At 46.4% G+C, this 14,980-nt stretch carries 9 protein-coding genes and 1 pseudogene; 2 read left to right on the top strand and 8 right to left on the bottom strand.

Annotated elements, in window-relative coordinates; all coding sequences use genetic code 11:
* Positions 1–21: 21 nt before the first annotated feature.
* The 6 genes from mak to L5L77_RS03315 all read right to left on the bottom strand — a co-directional run bounded on the left by mak (position 22) and on the right by L5L77_RS03315 (position 9,465).
* Positions 22–939: a fructokinase gene (gene mak / locus L5L77_RS03340; RefSeq protein ID WP_212600040.1), complete on the bottom strand. Its 918-nt coding sequence runs from the start codon at positions 937–939 to the stop codon at positions 22–24.
* A gap of 61 nt (positions 940–1,000) precedes the next feature.
* Positions 1,001–1,807, bottom strand: a complete 807-nt coding sequence (gene cysQ / locus L5L77_RS03335) for a 3'(2'),5'-bisphosphate nucleotidase CysQ (RefSeq protein ID WP_263175341.1) — start codon at positions 1,805–1,807, stop codon at positions 1,001–1,003.
* A 367-nt stretch (positions 1,808–2,174) separates the two neighbouring features.
* Positions 2,175–3,299, bottom strand: a complete 1,125-nt coding sequence (locus tag L5L77_RS03330; RefSeq protein ID WP_263222047.1) for an SDR family oxidoreductase — start codon at positions 3,297–3,299, stop codon at positions 2,175–2,177.
* Between the two features lie 6 nt (positions 3,300–3,305).
* On the bottom strand, positions 3,306–4,070 hold the full coding sequence (locus L5L77_RS03325; RefSeq protein ID WP_263222046.1) for a phosphatase: 765 nt from the start codon (positions 4,068–4,070) through the stop codon (positions 3,306–3,308).
* A gap of 50 nt (positions 4,071–4,120) precedes the next feature.
* Positions 4,121–7,342 carry a DEAD/DEAH box helicase gene (locus tag L5L77_RS03320; RefSeq protein WP_263222043.1) on the bottom strand — a complete coding sequence of 1,074 codons (3,222 nt, stop codon included), beginning with the start codon at positions 7,340–7,342 and terminating at the stop codon, positions 4,121–4,123.
* A 263-nt stretch (positions 7,343–7,605) separates the two neighbouring features.
* Positions 7,606–9,465, bottom strand: coding sequence for a DUF885 domain-containing protein (locus L5L77_RS03315; RefSeq protein ID WP_263222041.1), 1,860 nt, complete (start codon positions 9,463–9,465; stop codon positions 7,606–7,608).
* Between the two features lie 567 nt (positions 9,466–10,032).
* Here L5L77_RS03315 and L5L77_RS03310 point away from each other — a divergent pair.
* Complete coding sequence (locus L5L77_RS03310) at positions 10,033–10,242, top strand: cold-shock protein (protein ID WP_006080998.1); 210 nt, start codon at positions 10,033–10,035, stop codon at positions 10,240–10,242.
* A gap of 110 nt (positions 10,243–10,352) precedes the next feature.
* Here the strand turns inward: L5L77_RS03310 and L5L77_RS03305 are convergent.
* Positions 10,353–12,299: pseudogene (locus tag L5L77_RS03305) on the bottom strand (monovalent cation:proton antiporter-2 (CPA2) family protein).
* A gap of 171 nt (positions 12,300–12,470) precedes the next feature.
* Here L5L77_RS03305 and L5L77_RS03300 point away from each other — a divergent pair.
* Positions 12,471–13,361 (top strand): GGDEF domain-containing protein, encoded by an 891-nt coding sequence (locus L5L77_RS03300; RefSeq protein ID WP_263184670.1) that lies wholly within the window; start codon positions 12,471–12,473, stop codon positions 13,359–13,361.
* A 140-nt stretch (positions 13,362–13,501) separates the two neighbouring features.
* Here the strand turns inward: L5L77_RS03300 and tilS are convergent, their stop codons facing one another.
* Entirely contained in the window at positions 13,502–14,941 is a 1,440-nt protein-coding gene (gene tilS / locus L5L77_RS03295) for a tRNA lysidine(34) synthetase TilS (protein ID WP_263222039.1), read from the bottom strand.
* Positions 14,942–14,980 lie beyond the last annotated feature (39 nt).

The following is a 14,980-nucleotide window of genomic DNA, read 5'->3' as shown; positions in this document are numbered from 1 at the left end:
GTTTATATCCTCAATAATGGATCACTTTTCCCACAACCAAGCGGCACCGCGCACTCCCGATGAACAACCGTATAGATTCTGCACCACAGGCGTATGACACTCACGTCCCACCACATAATGGGCCAGCAATGCCGGTAATCTTGGGTAAATCGCCGCGACATTCGACATTCCGCCGCCCAACACTATGGCATCGGGATCGAGCATATTTATCACATGGGCGAGTGAACGAGCGAGTCTATCCATATAACGATCAAATGCAGCAACCGCAATGGCGTCACCTTCATCGACTAATAACATAATATCGGCACCTGATTTGGCAGCAGCGCGCACGGTACCCGCTGCAGTCAAAGCCGCATTATAATCACGCACAAAGCCAGTACCTGAAATAAAGGTCTCGATACAATCGGGATTACCACAGAAGCAACGGGTGGTATTGAACTCTTCCTTAGTCATCCAAGGCAGAGGATTATGACCCCATTCACCGCCGATACCATTACCACCACCGTGAACTTTGCCGTTAATTGCCACACCCGCGCCGCAGCCAGTACCAATAATCACGCCAAACACCACAGAAGCGCCAGCGGCTGCCCCATCGACCGCCTCTGATACCGCAAAACAGTTTGCATCATTGGCAACCCGCACTTCACGCTGCAACAATTCCCCTAAATGTACATCGAGGGGCTGACCATTGATCCACGTCGAGTTAGCATTTTTGACTAAACCTGAATAGGGCGATACCACACCTGGAATACCCACGCCGACAGTGCCTTTCTCGCCAAGAGTCGCTTCCGCTTCCTTAACTAAATCAACCACCGCAGCAAGCGTGCCCTGATAGTCACGTGGCGTCGTCACACGCTTGCGAAATAGCTCATTGCCCTCATCACTCAGTGCGACTAATTCTATTTTTGTTCCGCCTAAATCGACGCCCATGCGCATCATGAATTACTACTCCAGTGTTTAGCTTGCCCTTTCATCAAGTGAGATTGATTCTAGGCAATCGTTATTTTACCCAGCCAGGAGCTGTGGCAATAAAGTAAGGGTTTAAAATGTCAGGTTTTTGATTATAAGTTAATGGTTCACCTGAGTCATAACAGACAACTGTGCCACCTGCACTTTCGAGCACAGCTTGCGCCGCTGCGGTATCCCACTCACTGGTAGGACCCAGTCTGGGGTACAGATCGGCACTGCCTTCTGCCAACATACAAAACTTAAGCGAGCTACCCACGCTTAAGATGTCATGCTCACCAAACTGTTGTAAATATTGCGCTAAGCCAGGGCTCAAGTGCGAGCGACTGCCGACAATCATCGGCATTTCGCGTGGCGTGTTGGCGCCCAATAAGGGGCTCTCTTGACCCGCTTGTTGGCGCCATGCACCTAAATGTTTAGCGCCGTAATAATAGGTATCGAGCACTGGCGCATATACTACACCTGCGATAGCAACCCCTTGATGGATAAGCGCAATGTTGACGGTAAACTCGCCATTGCGCTTAATAAATTCCTTAGTGCCATCTAAAGGATCAATCAACCAATAGGTTTGCCATTGACGACGCACGTCCCACGCGATATCCGCCGCTTCCTCAGACATAATAGGAATACCGACAAACTGCTTTGCCAATGCCGCCACTATCACGTGGTGCGCGGCTAAATCGGCGGCCGTCACAGGGCTATCGTCCCCCTTATGGCTCACCGAAAAGTCATCTTGACCATAAACCGTCATAATGGCATCGCCTGCGGCTTTGGCAATCACGACCACTTGCTGTAGATCTTGTTTGGTCAATGTCTGCGCTATTGTCGTCTTGTCTGTCACTGAAACTTCCTTAATGCGTTAAATATCTTGGCATTATGCCATTGTCATCCAAGGGGAATTTAGAACAAATTCATCATACATCAAGCAAAATAGACTAAGACTCGCGGCTTAAACCGCGGCGCGCAAAACCACAGATACACAAAGTGATTATGATACTAAGGCAAGCCATTAGCGCTGAGAAGAGGCTTAAGTCCAGCTGCATTCGTATTCACAGCCTATGTTTTCATATTGATAGTCTAAAGCCGTCGCTTAAATCTGATTATTGGCGGGCTTATTGTTTTCGACAGCGTTAATCACTCAGACGACGTAAACACTTAACGCCTGATTAAAGCAGCCTAAAGCAAAATGTGAGTCACGCTCATTATCGTCAAGATAACCACCGCAACATGCAATTCAGTTGCTGACGCCAATCTTGCCACTCGATCTGTTCAGGCATCGACAGTGCATTATTCGTAGCCAAAGTAGAGCGTAATTTACCACTATTCAACACGCTATAACTCGGTCTTTTTGCCAAACTCACGCCGCGATTTAATGCTTGTTTAGCATAGTGAGCGCTGGTAATCGGCTGGATAACCACAGGTTGACTTAACAGATTGAGCGCTAGGGCTTGTCGCTGGATTTCACAGGCAAATTCATACCAACTGCATTGGCCTTGAGCGCTGTAATGAAATACGCCCGAGCACTGTTGCATGACTAATTGCCAAATCACCTTAGCGAGTGCATCACTCCACGTCGGACAGCCGATTTGATCGACTATCACCTGCAATCTTGGTTGAGTGCGCATCAAGTTCAGCATGGTTTGGACAAAATTATGCCCATCTTGACCGTAGAGCCATGAGGTACGCACAATCGTTGCATCCTCGCCCAGAACAGCCAATAACTTCTGCTCGCCGAGCAACTTACTCGTACCGTAAGCAGACAACGGCTCGGGAGCATCAAGTTCAACAAATGGCCTTGGTAAATGAACTTGGTTTGGGTTTGGGTTTAAAGCTGAGTCTGGATTTTGATACTGCTCAGCGCCAGTTTCTCTAACATCACGAACAGCATGACCACCAAACACATAATCGCTCGACACATGCAGTAAGCGGGCGCCCGACAGCCAACATTGCTGCGCCAGTAACTCAGGGCCGAGTGCATTCACGCGATTCGCTTCGATTGCATCATGCTCAGCTGCGTCGACCGCATTATAGGCCGCACAATTGATCACCCAGCTTGGTCGATATTGATCAAATACGGCGGCAATATTGGCGGCATCCGTAATGTCTAACTGACTACGACTTAGCGCATAAAGCTTAAGTGGTACGACTGAGTTTGCACTTGTACTTGTGCTGGTATTTGGGGCTAGCTCACCAATATCGGCAGCGACTCTCAGCAAGGCCTGAGCGAGCTGACTCTTCGCACCAGTGATTAACACCACTTGAGGAGTGTTAGCGTCTGTGGCACTAGCCACCCCGCATTGAAATGGCGTCACTTTAGTTGCCACTATTTTCATCACTAATCAACAGCATGGCTCATCGTCACTGAATAAGGGGATCAAATCAGCAACGGTTTCATGGCCACGGGCGGCTAAAAAGGCTAAGAGTGCTGAAGGACTACGATTGAGTAATCGTGATGGCGGATAAGCCACTTCATCGATAATCGCTTGCGCCCGCGCAAAACCGCCTAAGCTAAAAGCCACATGGGAATCAGAGCCCATAACTAAAATCGTGCCAAATTCCTTGGCCGCTTTGGCAATCGCAGTGCAATTAGCTTCGCTGCCCTTACGGGACACTTCAAAGGAGGAATTGTTAATTTCGAGCGCCACACCGTATTCGGCAGCGGCGCGGGCAACAGCTTCAATATCAATTGGATAGGCTGGATTACCTGGATGAGTAATGATATCAACCTTGCCGCTCTTAATCGCATTAATCATGGCCTCTGTGTGAGTTGCTTTATCTGACGGAGGATAGACGGGCTCATGAAATCCTGCGAGCACAATATCGAGCTGCTTTAAATAATCACCAAAGAAATCAATCTCGCCGTTGATATTTTTGATATTAGCTTCGATACCCCGCAAAATCCCGACGCCATCAACCATACGTGGCAAAACTCTTAAATTCACAAAGTGCCAAAAATGCGGCGCATCGGCCATCGCAGGCCCATGATCTGTGGTGGCAAATAGGCGAATCCCCTTCTGCTTTGCCACCGCTAAGTAGTCATGAATCGTGCTATAAGCATGGCTCGAAGCCACAGTATGGGTATGAGTGTCGACTTGGTACTGCATGGTTCACCTCAGTCAAATGATTCAATCAATTTAGAAAAACTGGCCACGATTTAGCTAAAGAGCGATAACAGTTCATCGGCGCTTCCTTGCCATGTGCCCTTGCCTTTACCTTCGAGAATACTGTCCGCCAAACTTTGCTTATGCTGCTGCATTTCTTGGATTTTTTCTTCTACTGTACCTTCTGCAATCAGCTTATAGACAAAAACGGGCTTATCTTGGCCGATACGATGGGCTCTATCCGTAGCCTGTTTTTCCGCCGCAGGATTCCACCAGGGATCATAGTGGATCACAGTATCCGCCGCGGTGAGATTGAGCCCAGTGCCGCCCGCTTTTAAGCTGATTAAGAACACAGGCGTATCGCCCTCTTGGAACTTATCTATCTGCGCTTGGCGCAGGCGAGTTTGTCCTGTGAGCTTACTGTAATCGAGCCCCAAGTCCACCAGCTCAGCTTCAATCAAGCTGAGCATGCTAGTGAACTGGCTGAAGATCAATATCTTACGCCCCTCTTGCACCATTTCTGGTAAGTTCTGCTTCAGCCAGTCTAACTTAGCATTATTCTTCACTTTCTGCGCTTGCTCTAACTTCACCAAGCGCGGATCGCAGCAGGCTTGGCGCAACTTAAGTAAGGCATCGAGAAACTCGATATGACTGCTACCAACGCCTTGAGTGGCAAATAAATCCCGCAGTTTTTTCTCCATCACCAGTCGAATACTCTCGTAGAGATTTCGCTGATCTTTTTCTAACTCTAAACTCTGGTAAATTTCGGTTTTAGGGGGTAATTCACCGACCACTTCATCTTTGGTTCGACGCAACACAAAAGGCGCAATCCGCTGACTCAAGATTTGTGCTTGCTCCATATCGCCATAACGTTCGATTTTGTGCCTAAAGGATTTGTTAAAGAAGGCATTCGTGCCGAGTAGTCCGGGCAAACAAAAATCCATCAAAGACTTAAGTTCACCTAAGTGATTTTCAAGCGGCGTACCCGACAGGCACAATCTAAACGGCGCTTTAAGATCTTTAATCACTTGAGTCACTTTCGCCTGCGCATTTTTTATCTGCTGCGCTTCATCCAGCACGATATGTTCAAACATCTGCCGTTGATAATAGTCACTGTCGCGCACGATCAGCGGATAGGTCGTCACCACAATATCAAACTCATTTAAGCGTTCGAGTAAAGGCTTGCGTAAAGCACCATGAATAACGACTAGCTTTAACGAAGGCGCAAATTTCGCGGCTTCTTTCGCCCAATTACCCACCAAGCTCGTTGGGCAAATAATTAAACTCGGTGAACAACTTGCCACTGTGGATTTTAGTTCTTGCTGCTTAAGTAAAAAAGCCAAGGTTTGAATGGTTTTACCCAGCCCCATATCATCGGCCAAAATACCGCCAAGCTGATATTCCTTTAAGAAACAGAGCCAATTTAAGCCTTGCTGTTGATACTGGCGTAACTCAGCATTTAAGTTGTCTGGGACTGTGACCTCTAACACACCGTTAAAATTTTCGAGCTTAGTCGCTAAACTGCGCACTCGTTCACCATTAAGCAAACGAATATCACTGTCGGCAAAATCATTTAATAAGTGGGCACGGTATTTAGGCAAAGACACGCTGTTGCCTTTGTGGCTATCGAACAGTTCTAAAATAATGCTGATCAGCGGCTTAATCACGCTGGCTTTGACTTTTAACCAATCACCATTTGGGCTGGGTAACAGCAGCTCTGCATCATCGGCGGGCTCACCGTACTGCTTAAGCCAAGTGGCAATTAAGGGCAGCATAGGCACTATTTGACCATCGATGTCAGCATTCAGTGACAGAGAAAACCAACCCTCTTGCGTATCATCCAGCTCAATCGCCAGCGGAGTATCAATGACATTTAAGCTGAAATTGTCGGCAAAATGTACTTGGTAACCTAAAGCCTCTAGCGCCGGGATTTCCTGTTGAATAAAGTGCAACCAAGCATCAATCGTTTCAGGCAGTGAACCTAACCCCCAAATACTGACATAGCTGCCACTGTTAGGGATAAAAGAAGGCGCAAGCTCCACCAGTTCCAATGCCATCAAACGATTAATCGCATCCATTTCCGCATCGAGTTGACGCGCGACTTGATAGGTTTTGCCTTGATGAGTGACTAAGGAAAAGGGCTCGTCGGGATACTGACCGCCGAGCACCACATCTTGATAGATAAACTCCAGCAGCACTAATGGCTGCGCCATAGCAAACTCAGGTAAATCCTGCGATGTTAAGGTCAACCTAACTTGAAGCGGCACTTGCAGCTCGACAAAATCAATCAAAGCAGGTGTAGGTACCGTTTTCGCCGAAAAATGCTTAATCAATTTGTGGCTCACCAGTTCAATCTGTGAGCTAGGCACCGGCGGCATCTGGCTGAGTAATAACAGCTTTTCAACACTGATCTCGGTATCCAATGCGCCAACTTTAAAATAATCTAAATCGATATAAGTCGGTGGCTCACAGGGGATCAGCTCCCAATTGTCCTTATTGGGCAGTATTAACTGCATTTGTTTATGCTCGGCATCCTTATCTAGCCAAATGAATTCGGGCTTGCTCGCTTCACCTCGGGTGAGCGGTAAACGACTCTCTTCCCAAAAACACCGCCCAGTGACGAGCATTTTTTCCAGTGCCATGGCACCTAACTGAGCTTTAAGATACAGACGCGAGGCACCATGGCGACGGGTTGACATGATGAGATTGATGATGAGCACGTCTTCTGCGCCAATCCAAGCGGGCATGTAATATTGCACGTCGGATAAAGCGATTTTCGAGCCTTTGTTATAGCCACCATTCTTCGCCAACTTGCCTTTTCTTAGCTCAAGAAAGACACCGTTATCATCTTTAGATAACACGTACAGCACGCGATCGTCGTAGAGTAAATCAACATTTGAAACCGTGAGATCATCACTTTCGTCTAGCAGATGTAACCACTGAGCAATACGTTGATCTTCAACGGTTCTATCACTCAGTAAACTGTAAAGTACGGCAGCAATATGTTTGCAATGCCCAGTGGCGGGACATGAACAGAAGCCATTCATGATCAACTTATGGTTCATGCTGACAAGGCGAATATCCTGCCGATAGGGCTGGGATTCCGTCCCCATGACACGACCTTCAATATGACGAAAATCGGCGTTCGCTTTGGCGCTCAACACCCGTCCCTTCATCACATAATCACGGGCGCGCATTAAGGTTGGCGGCGTGAATAATGACTCAATCGTGGTTCGAGTCAATTGGATAGGATCTTGGGGGGACAAGCGATTCATGTAAAAACCTTGAAACTAAAAACATCAACGCCGAGCAATAGCAAGCCATTGCCGCGCGACATTTATCAATAAGTTGTGTGGGATTGTATTGAAAGCCTTGGCCGAAAGCCAGAATGATAGCCACGATAGACAGTACCACCATGCCCGCAGGATAAAAATAACAAACTTATCCGCAGACATGGAACTGGCCTTACTTAGATGTAAACAATTGATAAACAATGCTTTACTATTAATAGCCAAGCATTAACTGTTACCGCCAAACGCTAAATTTTCGCTTTAGCGTCAGTGGCTTTAGCCCCAGCACTTTTTTTATCAGCAATGTAGCGGTCGACCAGTGTTTCTAAGATATCCAAAGGAACTGCACCATTCTTCAGAACTACATCGTGGAAATCCCTGAGATCGAACTTATCACCTAAGGCCAACTTGGCTTTTTCGCGCAGTTCGAGAATTTTCATCATGCCGACTTTATAAGCCGTCGCTTGACCTGGCATAACGATATAACGCTCAATCTCTGCCGTGACATCACGATCGGACATGCCAGTATTTTTCTTCATATAGTCAATCGCTTGCTCGCGAGTCCAACGGCTATGATGAATACCTGTATCTACCACTAGACGCACAGCGCGGAACAACTCTGCCTGCAGACGACCAATATTATCAAAGGGATCCTTTTGAAAACCGAGCTCCCACGCCAAACGTTCGCTATATAAAGCCCAACCTTCAATGTACGCCGTAAAAGGCGCCATCTTACGAATAAGTGGCATACCTTCTAACTCCATCGCCACCGCAATTTGGAAATGATGCCCAGGGATCCCCTCGTGGTAGGCTAAAGTGCGCATACCGTATTTAGGCGTGGCCTTGATGTCATATAAATTGGCATAGAAACGCCCTGGACGACTACCGTCAATCGCGGGCTGCTGATAATAGGCACCTGGCGCTGTTTTCTCTTTAAACTCAGGAATACGCACCACTTCCATGCCCGCTTCGGGTCGAATACGAAAGGCATCACTGAGTCCCGCATTCACTTCATCAAGAATCGCTTGATAATCGACGAGGATTTGCGCCCTACCCGCATCGCTATCCTCGTAGTAAAACTTAGGATCGGCGGCTAATGCTTCAATCGCGACCGAGAAACCTTGGCCCACATCGTAACCTTCAGCGGCTAATATAGTCATGATTTCATTTTGAATGCGATCTACCTCTGCCAGCCCTTTGGCATGGATTTCATCCGCAGTGTAATTGGTGGTCGTGAAGAACTTCAGCAGTTGCTCATAAGCAAGGTTGCCATTAGGCAGCGCCCAATAACCATCATCCGTCCCAGCTTTGGCTTGTAGCTGGGTAAGGTAGTCGATAAATAATTGATACGCTGGATGCACGTAACCTTTAATGTCCGCTTCCGCCGCTGCCAATAACCGTGCTTGCTCATCGGCACTGATATCCGTGTCAGCCAATTTAGTTTTGAAGGAACTGTAGAGAATATTGTCTTGCACTGGCATCGCGACAAACTCATTCATCTCGGTCAGAACACGCTCAATCACAAACTTTGGCGGGATAATCCCCTTAGCCTCACGAATTTTTAAACCTTCGAGAGTTTGCGCAAACTTAAGTTTCACCTTTTGTAAACGCGACAGATAGTTTTCAGCATCGCCCACAGAATGCACTTGGTGCTGCGCCTGCATAAAGCTTGGATACCCGTTTTGCACGCCAAACAACTGATTCAGCGGATAGTTATGGTAACGATAGGGCTCAGAGACCAATGCGAAATCGGCAAGATATAAGGCTATATCCTTGGATATGCGTTGATTTTCATCTAAATCCGTATCGGAATAGCTCAATAAGGTTTCACGCAGATCTCGCACTTGCGCGAAAGTCTTATCCATCGCCTCTGGACTATCATCATCCAAATCGGCGTTATGGCCTGTAATCCCTACCGATTCTAAGAAACCCAATGAGGTTAAGGTCTCAGGGCTTTCGAAAGCCATCTTGACCACACTGCGGTCTAGAAATGCGCGAAAGAAAAACGGCTTTTTCGCAAACCATTCATGGGCGGCCAGCGCCACTAATAACAGCACTAAGACTAAGCTGCCGAGTCCAATCCGTTTTAGTACTGTTTTCAACGTCATTCTCCATTCTTATTATATTCAATCTAAAGTTATCGCCCTGAATCCATAGCTCAAGCACGTTTTTATTGGATGACGAGAATACCATTAACCACAAATAAGCAACAATTCAATAACGTAACGAATCATGACAGAATCCTTACCTAAGCATACAAGCCGCATTTAAGCCTAATGGAACGGATTAAAAGGTTAATCGCAAGTCAGTCGTGGCAAACATAAAAAATATTTTCACACTAGACAACAATCAAAAATACAATATAAATGATTGAATATTAATAGTTATATCTAATTTCGCACTCAATAAGTCGCAAAAAAGCAGTTTCAATATGAGAGGTATTTAAAAATAAAACTATACAAACCCCTAGAGTATGTTAATCTGCACTCCGGCCTGTGATTCAGACCTATTTATAAGCAATATTATGTATTTGAAAACCTTCGCTACGCCTGTAATATTTTTTTTGCTGTCATGAAGCTTTCCACTCATAACTTATCATCAATGTAAATAATTCTATTTCTGGCTAACATACCGCATAATTGCGAATTATTTGTTTGAAAATTTTGGAGACATTCATGTCTAAAACTACTGGTGTAGTTAAATGGTTTAACGAAGATAAAGGTTTTGGTTTTATTTCTCCTGACAATGGTGGCGCTGACGCATTCGTTCATTTCCGCGCAATCGTTTCAGAAGGCTTTAAAACTCTTGCTGAAGGTCAAAAGGTTTCTTTTGACATCGAACAAGGCCAAAAAGGTCCTCAAGCTGCGAACGTAGTTATTCTGTAATTAGACTTTGTCTAATTTAAGTTAACAAGTTCCAGACAAAAATGCCGACACTATGTCGGCATTTTTATATCTGCATTTTCATCGATCTCAAAAGAGTGACCCTCAGGCCTTTAGCCATGTAGGAGCTTAGCCTCGGCTTTCTCAAGTCTTCGTGGTTTACCTACTATCAGTAAGATATCCCCTGCACGAAAAACCCAGTCCTGCTCAGGATGTTCCACTTCGGCGCCATTGCGACGAATCGCCCTTAACTCTACTTTCAATGTTTCCCACAAGATATCGGCAACCGTTTTACCAATCGCGTCAGCCCCACGCGGTAATGCCACCGCATGCAATGACTCTAAAGTAAAATCAGTTTCTGTGCCGGAAAAGAAGCCGTGTAAAAATTGATAATGATTGCGCCGCTCAGATTCTAGCCGTTTTAGGATCCGTGCCAATGGCACACCACATTGGTGTAATACCTGCGATACTAACATCAAGCTCCCCTCTAAAGACTCAGGGATCACTTGATTAGCTCCCGCCTTTTTAAGCAAGTCTAGATCGCTGTCGTCTTTAGTTCTAACTAAAATTTTAGCCTCTGGTGCCAATAACTTACATAAAGGTAAGACTTCTTCTAAACTACGTGACTCACAAAAAGTGATAACGATCATCTTGGCCTGTTTAACGCCCATTTGTTTTAAAATTGCCCGTTTACACACATCACCGAAATAAATAGGTTCGCCAGCACGACGCGCTTCAGTGACACGCGTTGGATCGAGATCCAATACCAGATAGGGTACAGCTTCAGTTTTTAAAAAACGGGCAATGGTTTGTCCTACTCGGCCGTAACCAAAAATCATCACCAGCTCATGATCATCCATCATCAATGGCACAGCTTCATCCACATGCTTTGCTTGACGGATCCCCAGCACCCACTTAGCAATATCCACACTATGCCGAACTAACCAAGGAGCTATTGCCATGGAAAGCACGGCGACCATGACTAATATGGTACTGATCTCATTATTTAAAAGTTGATAGTTGACCGCTAAAGCCAATACCACAAAACTGAACTCCCCCACTTGAGCTAAGCTCATAGCCGTACTCATCGCAATTCGAAAAGGCTCGCCTACTAATCTTAAAATGCCATGAATGATCAGCGCCTTACCTAGCACAACAGCCACTAAGATCAGCAGTATCTGCCACCAGAAACGCATCACTAAGGTAAAGTCCAGCATCATGCCAATGGAGATGAAAAACAGTCCCATCAATAGATCGCGAAACGGTCGTATATCCGCCTCAAGTTGGCGGCGGTACTGGCTTTCTCCCAGCAGCATACCCGCCATAAATGCCCCCAGCGCCATAGATAATCCTAGCCACTGAGTAAAAGCCCCTGTGACAAGCGCAACGACTAAGGTCGATAATACAAACAGCTCATTGGAGCGAGAACGCGCAACCTCATCAAATATCCGCGGCAACGCCCACTTACCAAACGCCATTAAGAGGAAAAAGGCCAATATGCCTTTGAGCAAGGCAAAGGCGATATCCGCGACCATCAAAGGTTCGCCGCCATTGGCCAGTAATGGCAATAGGATCAACAACGGCACAACCGCTAAATCTTGGAACAAAAGCACGCTGACGGAGAGTTCGCCGTGGCGGCGCCTCAGCCATCCCTGTTCATTGAGTAATTTGAGGACAATAGCAGTAGATGACAACGCGATGGCAGCACCGATAACCAAGGCTTCAACCCAATTCAGGCCTCACAATAGGGCCACGCCCATGGTCAACAGGGTCGTGATCACCATCTGCGCACTGCCTAAGCCAAATACAGTTCGGCGCATGGCCCACAGCCGCGGCACAGAGAACTCTAAGCCTAAGGTAAACATCAGCAGCACAACGCCAAGCTCGGCGACAGATTGCATTTGATGCTGGGTAAACCAATGAAAACCACTCGGGCCACTCACAACCCCTGTGAGTAAATAAGCCAGAATTGCGGGTAGGCCCAAACGACGCAGCACAGCAATGGCCACAATGGCAATCACGAGCATAAGTAATACTTGGATTAAAAAGCTATGTTCCATTGGGGGCTATGACTCCTGTCAAAATGCTGACGTGTCAAAAAATCTAACGCTGAGTTTTAAGCTTAACTGAATGACTAACAAAGACAAATTTTATTAACAAATATTGCGGCACGGTATTTGCTTAGACTAGGTTAGAGATGTATCGCACTAACATTTGCTGGAGTGATGATTATGGACTTTGGCCTAGCGACCGAGCTGTATCCCGACGAATATCGCTATCAAACAGAACATTATAGTCCCAATGATAATCCATTGGACTTGATACAAGTGATCCAACAACTGCATGCCAGTTTAGATCCTAGGACAGTCTTTGCCTGCTATGGCAAAGTGCTGGGACAACACTTGCCGATCCAAGGCGTGCGCTTAACCTATAGCGAGCACAAATTCAGCTGGGGCAAACGTTATGGTATCAGCGTCAAACGACAGCTCATGTGTGCAGGAATGCCATTAACGATTCAGTACCAACTGGTGACGCCATTTACGCCATCACAAACCTCAAACTTACAGGATATTGAACCGCTGTTATTGCAACCTTTATTAAATGCGTTGCAATATCAAGAAATGTCGATGCAAGCTATGTTTGACTCGCTCACTGGCTTAGGCAATCGCCATTATTACAGTCAGAGTCTCAGTAATGCGACCGCCAGAGCCCATCGAAAACAAGGAGCAGTCGCTCTGATAGTGCTTGATCTTGATAACTTTAAACAACTTAATGATAAATTCGGCCATAAATGTGGTGACTATATTCTGAAGGAATTTGGTGACATCATTCGTGTAACCATACGCAATACAGATCAAGCCTTCAGGATTGGTGGTGATGAATTCGTCATTATTGTCCAAGGCAATATTCATGCGGCTGGCTTGTTATGTGAACGGATTGTCTCGGTAATCAATCAGCACAGTAGTTTCAATCAATTTGGGGTGAGCTGTAGTTTAGGGGCGGCAGAATCACACGATACCATTGAAGCCGAACAACTTTATGAACTTGCCGATAAGGCGCTTTATCAAGCCAAAGCCGCCGGACGTAACTGCTATAAACTCAGCCAAAATCAATTAGTTTAACACGCGCAGGGATGCCAAATGAAATGCGATAACTCACTCGCAGCGCGTACCCCATAAAGGTCTAAATCAAACTGACGCGCTGCGTTCCACTCTCCTCTCGCTTTCCTAGAACACACCAATATTCCAAGATGAACTCTCGACTAGAATTCCTTTACTTCCTCAACAAGCACCTGTAAACCAAGTCCATTCGACTCAACAATAAAGCCCTTTTCAACCCACAGTCCAATTGCCATCACCAGTTGCTCGCCATAAAACACAAACCCCACCTTTTCGCGTACCCAAGGAGGAATGGCAAACTCTTGCCACAGTTTCTTTAATTCTCGCCCCTTACCCCGAGAATGCGGGTGGCAGCGAAATTGTCCCGCAAGTTGATAACGCACACTAACGACTTCATTAGGCCAAGGTAAACGGACTCTGGGACCTTGTTTTGTCACTATCAACCTAATCTGCTCACCATTCGCTAAGCCCGCAGGCGACACGACTAATTCGGTACTATCTCCCTGTAATAAAGAAATAAAGTCATGCTGTGGCAACGTCCAACTCACAGGCTGAGTGTGACGTTTGTGAGTTTGATACTTGAATAAATAGACTTGATTAGCAAAGCGACGGATTTCACACTCGCCCACTCGAATATGCACTTTAGCATCGTCTTTCGCGTTAAGAAGCTGAGTGATGATTTGCTTAAGCTGCACCTTTGAGGGCAAGGCGAATCCTTGGGATTCAATAAAGCCACGTAAGAGTAACGCTTGCCAGTCGACTGACTGTTCGGCAAAACCATCGAGCTTGAATACACTTTGAGTATGGTAAGGCGCTTGGGTTAACCATAAAGGTAAACGTTCACTCACCTGTAAATCCAGCGTCGCCTGTTGTTCGGCGCACAATGCCGCACTGCGACTCGCGGTTGTCGCAATACTCGGCCAACGCGCTTTTAAGCGGGGAATGATTTCTAAGCGTAAAAAATTTCGATCGTACTTATCGTCTTGATTACTTTCATCTTCGATATGCACTAAGCCTTGCTGTTTTGCGTAGGCTTCAATTTGCTCACGGCTGATATCCAATAAAGGCCGCAGTTGTCTGCCTTGTGCTAATGCTTGAACTTGTCCCATGGCCGCCAATCCTTTTGGTCCTTGTCCACGTTTCAGCGCCAGCAGAATAGTCTCAAGCTGATCGTCTTCATGGTGAGCCGTCAGCAACACATCATTGGCACTTAAATGCCGCTCAATCGCCTGATAACGGACTTTTCGTGCTTCAGCTTCAAGGCTCAATCTTGGCCCACGATTAACCGTGACTCGCTCAACTATCACGGGCAGGTCGTAATACTGGCCCCGCTCAAGGCAATGCTGTGCCCAAGCCTCAGCGTTATCGCTTAGGCCATGGTGTACATACACTAGCTGATAATTAAACTCCGGATGTTTCCGTGCAAACTGGCTTAAACCAAAGGCCAAGACTTCGGAATCAACCCCACCACTGTAAGCCAGTACTAACTTGCTGTCAGGCGCTAAGGATTGCGCAGCCAGAAAATCACAGATATGCGCGCTGAGATCGCCAGCAGTCAATGCTTCGTCAAACTTAGCCGACATAAGTTAACTTCATCTGTTTACACCTAAGACATTCACCAA

The sequence above is a fragment of the Shewanella sp. SM29 genome (genome assembly GCF_025654245.1).
In the GTDB taxonomy this organism is placed as follows: Bacteria; Pseudomonadota; Gammaproteobacteria; order Enterobacterales; family Shewanellaceae; genus Shewanella; species Shewanella oncorhynchi.
Note: the sequence above shows the minus strand (reverse complement) of the source record. Positions and strands in the feature narration are given on the sequence as shown.

What these genes read in the sequence shown, in the direction of transcription:
- L5L77_RS03310 (WP_006080998.1), top strand. Translation starts at nt 10,033, where the DNA reads ATGTCTAAAACTACTGGTGTAGTTAAATGGTTTAACGAAGATAAAGGT.
- L5L77_RS03320 (WP_263222043.1), bottom strand. Translation starts at nt 7,342, where the DNA reads ATGAATCGCTTGTCCCCCCAAGATCCTATCCAATTGACTCGAACCACG.
- L5L77_RS03325 (WP_263222046.1), bottom strand. Translation starts at nt 4,070, where the DNA reads ATGCAGTACCAAGTCGACACTCATACCCATACTGTGGCTTCGAGCCAT.
- tilS (WP_263222039.1), bottom strand. Translation starts at nt 14,941, where the DNA reads ATGTCGGCTAAGTTTGACGAAGCATTGACTGCTGGCGATCTCAGCGCG.
- L5L77_RS03330 (WP_263222047.1), bottom strand. Translation starts at nt 3,299, where the DNA reads ATGAAAATAGTGGCAACTAAAGTGACGCCATTTCAATGCGGGGTGGCT.
- mak (WP_212600040.1), bottom strand. Translation starts at nt 939, where the DNA reads ATGATGCGCATGGGCGTCGATTTAGGCGGAACAAAAATAGAATTAGTC.
- L5L77_RS03315 (WP_263222041.1), bottom strand. Translation starts at nt 9,465, where the DNA reads ATGACGTTGAAAACAGTACTAAAACGGATTGGACTCGGCAGCTTAGTC.
- L5L77_RS03300 (WP_263184670.1), top strand. Translation starts at nt 12,471, where the DNA reads ATGGACTTTGGCCTAGCGACCGAGCTGTATCCCGACGAATATCGCTAT.